This window comes from Pseudomonas sp. B2M1-30, from assembly GCF_025447575.1.
Taxonomy (GTDB): domain Bacteria; phylum Pseudomonadota; class Gammaproteobacteria; order Pseudomonadales; family Pseudomonadaceae; genus Aquipseudomonas; species Aquipseudomonas botevensis.
Window position 1 is genome coordinate 1 of sequence record NZ_JAOEJT010000030.1, and the last position, 8582, is coordinate 8582.

Genomic DNA, 8582 nt, shown 5'->3' on the forward strand with positions numbered 1-8582 from the left:
CCCCCCCCCCGCTTTTCTTTTGCCTGGAGGTCAGGGTTGTGGCTTCATTTGATCCCGATTCCACTGGCGCTGGGGAGCGCTCCATACAGCGTCTCTTGCCCGGTCACCAGATTTCTCACGTAGTACCGGCCGAGCGATCCGGTAGTGGTTGACCAATAGTAGTCACTGCCCATAGGCCAGTTGTTTGGATAAAACCCCTGAATCTCCCGCAGTTCCGGCAAGGTAGGCACGCGAGCACCGATGTTGGCGGCATCGCGCAAGATGATCCCCAAGGCGCTGCGCCCGAGCGGGTAGCAGTGGATGACGCCTCTCACCGTCACGGTATAGCTCTTGCTCTGATTGGCACTGTCCCTGACGGTAATGGTCGCACTGCCGTTCCCCCGGACGGTGACCAGTCCCGCAGCATTGACCACCGCGATCTTGTCGTCGCTGCTGGTGTAGGTGTAGCCCGGCACCCCTGCGCTGGCCTGGCGCTGGATCGAGGTCCCCGGACCAAACACCGGAAGGGCGAAGGGGTGGACGGGCAGCAGATAAATCTTGCCATCCAGCGTCACCGGGCTGGTGTCGAAATTCAACGGCGGTGTCGGTGCGTTGACGGTAAAACTTCGGGTATTGGAGTTCTGCCCGGTCGTGAGGGCTTTCGCCAGGACATTGTGAGCGCCAACGGCCACTCCCAGGGTGGTTGTCCAGGCGCCGGTGTTCGAAGCGGTGACGGTATGCTTCGCCGCGTTGTTGTCGTAGATCTGCACCTGATGCGAAGGCGTCACCCGGCCTTGCAGCGTTACCGTGGTGTCGATGGTCGTGCTGCCGTTCTGCAGTTCTCCGCGCGAGTCCCTGACCGAATCGAGGAAAGGCCCGATGTGCGCCGCCACGGTAAACCCGTGTTCGGCGGTTTCCGGCTGCGTTCCGTACAGTGCCCTGGCCTTGATGCGGTGTGTGCCAAGACTCAGGTTGGCGAGGGCCTTGTTCCAGGTGCCATTGTTATCGACAGCCGTGGCGGGCGCCTGCGCGATACCGTTGTCGTAAACCTGCACGGACTGATTGCGGCTGGCGCTGCCGGTGACCGTCACGCTGGTGTAGTAGGTGGTGCCGCCGTTCGCGATGTTGCCGGCAGCGTCAGCGACGCGCGTGATGGCTGGCGGCTGGGCGACGGCGACGGTGAACGTCCGGGTGTTCGACACTGGCTGCGAGCCATACAACGCCTTGACCTGGAGGTTGTGCGTCGTGGCACTCAGGCCGACCAGGGTTTTGGTCCAGATACCGTCGCTGCCGACGTTCAGGATGGGAGTTTGTGGAACATTGTTATCGTAGAGCTGCACGGTCAGATTGGCGGTGGCCGTGCCCCGGACGACGACACTGGTGTCGAACGTGGTCCCGTTGGGCGCGACTTCACCTTGCGAGTCCGTGACATTGGTAATCTCGGGAGCCTTGGCGACCGTCACGGTAAAGGTTCGGGTTCCTGACTCTGCGCCCGCACCATACAAAGCCTTGGCCTTGAAACTGTGCGAGGCGATGGCCAGTCCTGTGACGAGCAAGGTCCAGATACCGGTGGAGGCATCGGCGGTGGCGTTGCCCTTGGAGGTCGTGCCATCGAAGATTTCGACCTGCTGACCCTTGGCGGCGGTGCCGCTTAGCGTCACGGCGGTTTCAATAGTGGTGCCACCCTCGGGAATCTCGGCGCCGCTCGGCGAACCCTTCACTGAAGTGAGGGTCGGGGCGGTCGCTGCAGTCACTGTGAAGGTTCTGGTGCCTGACTCTGCGCCTGCACCATACAAGGCCTTGGCCTTGAAGCTGTGCGAGGCGATGGCCAGCCCTGTGACGAGCAATGTCCAGATGCCGGTCGAGGCATCGGCGGTGGCTTTTCCCTTGGAGGTCGCGCCATCGAACACTTCGACCTGCTGACCCTTGGCGGCGGTGCCGCTCAGTGTCACGGCGGTTTCAATGGTTGTCCCGCCCTCGGGAATCTCGGCGCCGCTTGGCGAGCCTTTTACCGAGGTGAGGGTCGGGGCGGTTGCTGTAGTCACTGTGAGGGTTCTGGTGCCGGACTCCGCGCCGGCACCATACAAGGCCTTGGCCTTGAAACTGTGCGAGGCGAGGGCCAGTCCAGTGACGAGCAATGTCCAGATGCCGGTCGAGGCATCGGCGGAGGCTTTACCCTTGGATGTTGCGCCATCGAACACTTCGACCTGCTGACCCTTGGCAGCTATGCCGCTCAGCGTCACGGCGGTTTCAATAGTGGTGCCGCCCTCGGGAATCTCAGCGCCGCTCGGCGAGCCTTTCACCGAGGTGAGGGTCGGCGCGGTCGCTGCAGTCACGGTGAAGGTTCTGGTGCCCGACTCCGCGCCTGCACCATACAAGGCCTTGGCCTTGAAACTGTGCGAGGTGAGGGCCAGCCCTGTGACGAGCAATGTCCAGATGCCGGTAGAGGTATCGGCGGTGGCGTTGCCCTTGGAGGTCGTGCCATCGAAGACTTCGACCTGCTGCCCCTTGGCGGCGGTGCCGCTCAGTGTCACGGCGGTTTCAATGGTCGTCCCGCCCTCGGGAATCTCAGCGCTGCTTGGCGAACCCTTCACTGAGGTGATGGTGGGAGCTTCTGCGGCTGTCACGGTGAAGGTTCTGGTGCCCGATTCTGCGCCCGCGCCATACAAGGCCTTGGCCTTGATGCTGTGCGTGATCAGACCCAACCCAGTGACGAGCAATGTCCAGATGCCGGTCGAGACATCGGCGGTGGCTTTGCCCTTGGAGGTCGCGCCATCGAACACTTCGACTTGCTGCCCCTTGGCGGCGGCACCGCTCAGCGTCACGGCGGTTTCGACAGTGGTGCCGGCGTCAGGAATTTCAACGCCGCTCGGTGAGCCTTTTACCGAGGTGAGGGTTGGAGCGGTCGCTGCGGTCACGGTGAAAGTTCTGGTGCCCGACTCCGCGCCTGCACCATACAAGGCCCTGGCCTTGAAACTGTGCGAGGCGAGGGTCAGTCCTGTGACGAGCAATGTCCAGATGCCGGTCGAGGTATCGGCGGTGGCTGTGCCTTTGGATGTCGTGCCATCGAACACTTCGACCTGCTGACCCTTGGCGGCGGCGCCGCTCAGGGTCACGCTGGTTTCCACGGTGATACCGCCCTCGAGGATTTCCGTGTCGCTCGGCGAGCCTTTTACCGAGGTGAGGGTTGGGGCGGTCGCTGCGGTCACGGTGAAGGTTCTGGTGCCCGACTCCGCGCCTGCGCCATACAAGGCCCTGGCCTTGAAACTGTGCGAGGCGAGGGCCAGTCCGGTGACGAGCAGTGTCCAGATTCCGGTCGAGGTATCGGCGGTGGCCGTGCCTTTGGATGTCGCGCCATCGAACACTTCGACCTGCTGACCCTTGGCGGCGGCGCCACTCAGGGTCACGCTGGTTTCCACGGTGACGCTGCCCTCGAGAATTTCCACATTGCTGGACGAGCCTTTTACCGAGGTGAGGGTCGGGGCGGTCGCTGCAGTTACGGTGAAGGTTCTGATGCCCGACTCCGCGCCTGCGCCATACAAGGCCTTGGCCTTGAAGCTGTGCGAGGCGAGGGCCAGTCCAGTGACGAGCAATGTCCAGATGCCGGTCGAGGCATCGGCGGTGGCTGTGCCTTTGGATATCGCGCCATCGAAGACTTCGACCTGCTGACCCTTGGCGGCGGCGCCGCTCAGGGTCACGCTGGTTTCCACGGTGATGCCGCCCTCGAGGATTTCCGTGTCGCTCGGCGAGCCTTTCACCGAGGTGAGTGTAGGGGCGGTCGCTGCGGTCACGGTGAAGGTTCTGGTGCCCGACTCGGGGCCAGAACCGTATAAGGCTTTGGCCTTGAGGCTATGTGGACCCTCGTTCAGTGCGGTGACGAGCAATGTCCAGATGCCGGTCGAGGCATGGGCGGTAGCTTTGCCCTTGGAGGTCGTGCCATCGAACACTTCGACCTGCTGGCCGTTGGCGGCGGTGCCGCTCAGCGTCACGCTGGTTTCCACCGTGATGTCACCGTCGAGGATTTCCACATTGCTGGATGAGCCTTTCACCGAGGTGATAGCTGGCGGGATGGCTTCCTTCACCGTGAAGGCTCGAAGCTGACTGTCGACCGGATCCGCCGGATAAAGCGCCCGGGCGGTGAGGTGATAATCCTTGAAGGCGAGGTTGCCGAGGACTTTGCTCCAGCCCCAATCGGTGCCGACATCGGCCTTGCCCAGCGATGTCGAGCCGTCGAACAGCTCGATTTCTTCTCCCCGGGTCGCTGTGCCGCTGACGGTCACTTGCTGTTCGAAGGTGTCGCCTCCTTCCGCCACCTCGCCGAACGCATCGCGCACGCCGGTGATTTCCGGCGTCACCCAGTCGTAACGGGTGGCGATTTCCAGTTGCAGGCGCGGCAGCTCGAGGGCGGTGTCTTGCTGACTCGAGCCATCGAACGCGATGGCTCCGATCACCGTGGCCGGGCTGCGATGGCCGAGTTTCATCAGCTCGCTTCTGAGCAGGATTTCATCGAGGCCGCTGGCGACCTGCGCCGCCGTGATTTCCACGCCATCGAGCAGTTTGATGAGGTGGGTCGAGCCCGTTTCCGTCCGGCCCTCCAGGCGCAGCCACAGGCGCTGCTTGAGTGCAATGTACGGCCAGCGGGCAACCTGCGCGTTGGCATTGCCGGTAAACGTCATCAGGTCCAGCACGCTGTCTTTGGCTTGGGGCACTTCAGGGCGGGGCAGTTGGTTTTCGGGATCGTTGAAAGTCGAGACGAAGACATTCCGCGCGTCCGAAGGGGTGCTGAAACTGTAGCGCTCGACCTCATAGCTGACCGTGAGCCAGCGGCCGATGTTGGGGCCGACCAGCGCTGGATCGACATGAAAGGTGACGGTGCCACTGGCGTCGGCGGGCAGTTCCATGTCCTCCGAGGTCCCGTTCGGTGTGCCGAGCCATTTGAGGGTGAGGGTGTCCAGCGCTTCTTTCATGCTCGGGTAGCTGACCTCGACGTCGACGCCGCTCAAGGCATCCATCGGGTCCAGCACGTCATCGGGCGCCTGGATGACTGCAGGTGGAGGCAGGTCGCCGATCGGCTCTCCGATCAGCAGATTGAGGGTGGCCGAATAGTCATAGCGCTGGGTGGCCGCACGCCACAGCGAATAACGGACGTTGACTTGCCGGCCGATATTGGGGATGACGTGATCTTCCGAGACCCTGAAGCGCACCGGTTGACCAACAATCGGGAGAGTGATGGGGACCTCGTCGCTGGTGCTGCCGAGCGGACCTTGCCAGTAATACCGCAGGATGTCGCCCTTGGCGGTGCCGGGATAGCGGACAAGGACATGGACGAAATCGAACATCCTGTCCGGATCCAGCACATCGTCCGGCGCTTCTTCGACTTTGGGGCTGGGCAGTGTCGCGCTGATCGCTTGCACCTTGGCCAGCAGACGTTCCGACTCGCTGACGGCATACACCGCCCGATCATCGTTGGACACGCTGTAGGACACGTCCAGCCGTCCACCGTTGAGGACGACGATGTGCTCATTCTTCACATAAAAACCGATCTGCCCGGCGTCCGCTTCGTTGCCGGTGACGGTGTGGGATTCTTCATGCAGATAGGGCGTGCCGCTGACGGTTGTGCCCCGCCAGTGACAGACCACGAAGTCGCCACTCTGGATGCCCGGATAGCGCACCACCACGCTGGCCACATCGTGATGGGGTTCGAGGGTGTCGCCCATCAGTTCGAGGATGACCGGTTCGGGCAACTGCGAGGGATCGCCGATGACCTGGACGAACCGGCGTTTGGAGGAGAGTGTGGCGTCCTGGGTCGTCAGCACATAGGCGACATCCGCCGTGCCCATGGCGATCGCCCGTACCTCGTCATAAGGCACCTCAAACTCCATGATGTGCGGAACGCTTTCCACCTGTTTCGACTCTTTGCGAGTCAGCGGTGGGCCGCTGAACGGAATACCGATCCAGGTCATGGTCACGGTATCGCCCAGTTTGAAATTCGTGGAGTCGATGATGATCTGCACGATGACGTTTTCTTTCTTCAGATCCTCAATCACCAGGATGCCGTTGACCGCTTGCTTGACCAGCGGCGCCTCCAGCCGCCAGCCCCCGGCGTCGACGGCAATCGAGGTGCGTTTCGAATGTCGGGAGGCCCAGTTCCACACGTCGTCATGGGGGGTGTACTTGATTTCCAGCGCATTACTGTCGCCGCCGGCCAGAATGTCGTCCTGGGTCACCAGGATCACGATAGGGGTGCTGCCATCGGCCTCGTCCTGGGTGACAACGTGGCCCTCCAGATTCCAGCTGCCCCAGTGCAACAGAATGATGTCGCCCGCTTCGATGTCCGGGTAGGCCGCGATCGTTACAGGAACGCCTTTTTCCGCCCAGTCCTTGTCGATCACGCCTTGATCGATGATCTCTTGTGGCAATTGCGGCTTGTGCAGTTCGGAATGCCCGTCGGGGTCATTCGGAGCTTTGTCGCGCCCCCCGGGCGCGTTGGTTTTGACCTTCAGCAACAGCGGCACCGCCGGGTCGTCCGGGGTCGTTTCACCCTTGCGCGTCAACTGGTAGTAGCAGGTCGGGAACCCTGGGTCGAACAGGGTTTTCGGCAGATAGAAAAACAGGTTTTTGTCGACTTCCCCTGGCTCGACGGTGCGGGTTAACACCTCGACGTCATTCCAGTAAATGGCATGTGTGTCGCCTTCCTGCATCTCCAGGTACGCAATGATCACGCTCAGGATTCCGGCGCTGTTTTCGTCGACCACCGACTTGTTGATCCCGCCATCGGCAACGGTGATCGGCGTGACCATGCCGGCAATCTGTAACGGTCGCAGGGCCAGCAGACTGTTTTCGTTGTTGAGCCAGGGAAGCAGAAGCGGACGGTGAGAAGGCATGACAAAACTCCTGAGCGAGCGCGTGGCCATCGGCGAGCGGAGTTTTTATTGGGCCTCAGGTTGGGGATGCGGGCTACTGTCAGATCTGACAGGTGTGGGTGGGTTTTCGACGAGTGGTAAGGGTATTGGGGAAGGGGGCATACGCTCGCCTCCCCACCCAAACGGGTCTGACTTCGACGGGGAGGTGAATGGACGGATTTTTTATTGAACCTATGGGATCAAGTCCAGTTAAGAACAAAATAGTTACTGTCATAGGCGGCCAATTCGCATCGAATTTCGAGTGGGCCAGTTGTAGCGAGTATCTGATGGAGGCCAATGGATCCATTCGATGGCCACGAGAGCGCAGTCGCAGGTCTTCCGTTTACAAGTCTTATTTCGCAACGTTGTGCTGGATTCATTGAGCCCTGATAGGCGATACAGACAGACTCCACTCCAGGTGTGCCACGACTGAAAAACATTGTGACAACTTGGTTGCGGGGAATTGGTTCGCCCTGTTCAATCATGCGTCCGTTGGGATCGTATTGCCCCCATCTCACTTCTGTGATGATTGCTTTCCCCGGTACGATGACGATATGTACATTAGAAGTTGAAGGCGTTCCTTGAACCAGTGATCGTGCATACAAACGGCTGGTCGCCGACGGTACGATGATTGTGTGTTCCCAATCGCCAGATGTTTTTGTTGTCGTTGTTCCTTTGGAAAGGGCGCCTGAACCTTCCCCGTCAAAAACCTCGACCTGCTGGCCAGGGCTTGCTCTGCCTGACAGTTTTAATGTTGTGCGATTGGTGGTGCCTCCATTCGGGATGTCCTTCCCGGTTGGATCCAGCACTTGTTCCAAGGTCGGAAGCTTTCGCTCTGTCACCGTCAAGGTGCGTACATTGGAATAGGTTGGTGCGGTGTGATAAAGCGACAATGCAGCAAAACGTCGTGCGCCCAGTGGCACGGTGAATGTCAGTTGCCAATCACCTGTCGTTGCACTCGCAGTGGCAGTCCCTTTGGAAACCGCGCTCGGCCCGTTTCCATCAAAGACTTCGACGCTCTGCCCATTGCTCGCCTTGCCTGACACCTTCAGGGTTGTGTCGTACGTGGATCCTCCATCGATAATGTTGTTACCGGCGGTGTCGCGGACATACTCAAGGGTGGGCTGAATCAGCGCGGTCACGGTCAGGTTGCGCACGTCGGAGTAGGTATCGCTGCTGTGATACAGCGACTTCGCATACAACCGGCGCGCACCTGCGGCGACGGTGATGGTGAGCTCCCAGTCGCCTGTCGTTGCATGCGCGGTTGCAATGCCCTTGGAAACCGCACCTGAACCATTGCCGTCGAAGATCTCGACGCGCTGACCGTTGCTCGCCTTGCCCGACAATTTCAATGTGGTGCTGGTGGTGATTCCTCCTTCAAGGACAGGTTTGCCACCGGCGTCCAGAACAGTGACCAGCGTGGGTCGGATCAAAGCCGTCACGGTAAAGGTTCTGGCCCCCGACTGCGCACCGGAGCCATACAGCGCCTTGGCCGTAAAACTGTGGGCTGCCACGCTAAGAGCGCTGACGGTCAATCGCCACTCACCGGTTGTTGCATCGGCTGTTGCCTGGCCCTTGGACGTCGCACCATCGAACACTTCGACCTTCTGGCCCTTGGCAGCGGTGCCGCTCAGTTCCGCGCTGATTTCTACCGTGATGCCACCGTTGGGAATTTCAACGTTGCTCGGCAAGCCTTTCACC

General features: G+C 60.9%; 1 protein-coding gene and 1 pseudogene. Both read right to left on the bottom strand.

Annotation, left to right across the window (positions count from 1 at the left end):
* Nucleotides 1–44: 44 nt before the first annotated feature.
* Nucleotides 45–6863: an Ig-like domain-containing protein gene (locus N8H74_RS29100; RefSeq protein WP_262152161.1), complete on the bottom strand. Its 6819-nt coding sequence runs from the start codon at nt 6861–6863 to the stop codon at nt 45–47.
* A 218-nt stretch (nt 6864–7081) separates the two neighbouring features.
* Nucleotides 7082–8582 (bottom strand): annotated as a pseudogene (locus tag N8H74_RS29105) (hypothetical protein); the annotation flags it as partial.

Excerpts from the sequence above, each read along its gene's own strand:
- N8H74_RS29100 (WP_262152161.1), bottom strand. The coding sequence starts at position 6,863 with ATGCCTTCTCACCGTCCGCTTCTGCTTCCCTGGCTCAACAACGAAAAC.